The organism is Ascidiimonas meishanensis (assembly GCF_037782385.1).
GTDB lineage: Bacteria > Bacteroidota > Bacteroidia > Flavobacteriales > Flavobacteriaceae > Ascidiimonas > Ascidiimonas meishanensis.
In genome coordinates, this window is the sequence record NZ_JBBEXD010000040.1 from 1 (window position 1) to 1,462 (window position 1,462).

The window sequence follows — 1,462 nt, forward strand, 5'->3', positions numbered from 1 at the left end:
AAAAAATGCGAATCAAACGATTTTCACGGTTTGGTGGAGTTCTTTACCTTCCGTATAGACTAATACCTTCTGTTTTTCCCATAATTGATCCAAACCAAATTCTTGAGTCTTCTTTGCTTACTTGGTATCGTTCCATATATTGTTCTACTACTTTAGCATCAATATCGTTTTCAATATCAGAAAAGAGTTCAAATATATCTAAATAGTGTATGCAATATCTAAGAGCACTATTGAGGTTTTTTTCAGTAGTTTCATCATCAATACAAAGCGGGCTTTGGTACCCTTTCACTCTGGCTCTGATGCATTCTTTTGATCTGTAGTCGCCATTATCTAGTTTAACTCCAATTTTAAAGTTTTCTTTTCTGGCTTTTTTATTGATAGAGAGTAAAAAATCTAATCTGTCCCATCTGTACATTTGCACATTAAGAAATACGACTGCTCTTTCCTTATTGAATTCTGCCATTAGATCAATAGCTAGTTCATCAATACAATCTTGTACCCATGATTCTTCTGCATCAATAATTATTTTAGCGGATTGTGTACTTTGCGCTTTTTCACAAATTTGTCTGAATCTTTCTTTAATATCGCTCCATTCTTGTTTTTCTCTTTTGGATAATGAAGTTCCCTTGGATATTTTTTCAAAAAGATTGGATCTTCCCATGCAGGAAGGTTTGCATACTAGAAACGGTGTAAACTTTAGATGATCTGCGTTTTCTACGAATTCAAGAATCATATGCGCAGCTTGATTAAACTGTTGTGTTTTTGAGTTAGTTATAGCGATGTACTTACTAGTTAAACGGGATTTATTACTAAGGTATACTTCTTTTATTTTTTGTTTAATACCTTCTACGATCTGGGTATTTTTTTGTTTTTGAGCTTGAATATTTTTTCTTACTACCGCTACTGGCGCTTGCAGCCAGAAAGCACAATCAATTAAAAGAATTACCATTTTGGTAATATATATATTTCCAGGTGTTTGAAATACAGATACCGGTTTTTTAGACTTGAAACTTAGCTTAGAACTAAATTCGATGGGCGTATTTTGATAATTAATTAAGTGTTTCATATAACATCTTATTTTTTCAAGTTATCATCTCATCAAATCCGTTTACAAAAAATGTGTTTTGAAAATAGACTTTCCGTTATGAAGATTTATACAGATCATTTGTCAAGAATAAAACAACCTAAGGAGCGAATGTTTATTTAATTGGTTGTAGTTAGATTTAAAATTAAAGGGGGATTTTTAATGTAACATCTAACTTTTTAAAAAGGGCTACAGCTATTTTTAAATTGTAGCCCCGTAACAACCCACAAAAATCAAAATGATATGACTCTTTATTTGCTCCACATGTGTTTTTACATGCTTGTTATGTGTCCTGATATTTTATATTCATAACCAGATAATTTGATATTAATAATTGATACTAAAAGATGGAGGGTTATTGTAAGTCTGGGGGAACTT

Annotated in this window: 1 protein-coding gene; it reads right to left on the reverse strand. The window is 31.5% G+C overall.

Features of this window, described 5'->3' with window-relative positions:
* Positions 1-43: 43 nt before the first annotated feature.
* Positions 44-1,066, reverse strand: coding sequence for a proline dehydrogenase family protein (locus WBG07_RS19315; RefSeq protein ID WP_340203768.1), 1,023 nt, complete (start codon positions 1,064-1,066; stop codon positions 44-46).
* Positions 1,067-1,462: the final 396 nt, after the last annotated feature.

Excerpts from the sequence above, each read along its gene's own strand:
- WBG07_RS19315 (WP_340203768.1), bottom strand. The coding sequence starts at position 1,066 with ATGAAACACTTAATTAATTATCAAAATACGCCCATCGAATTTAGTTCT.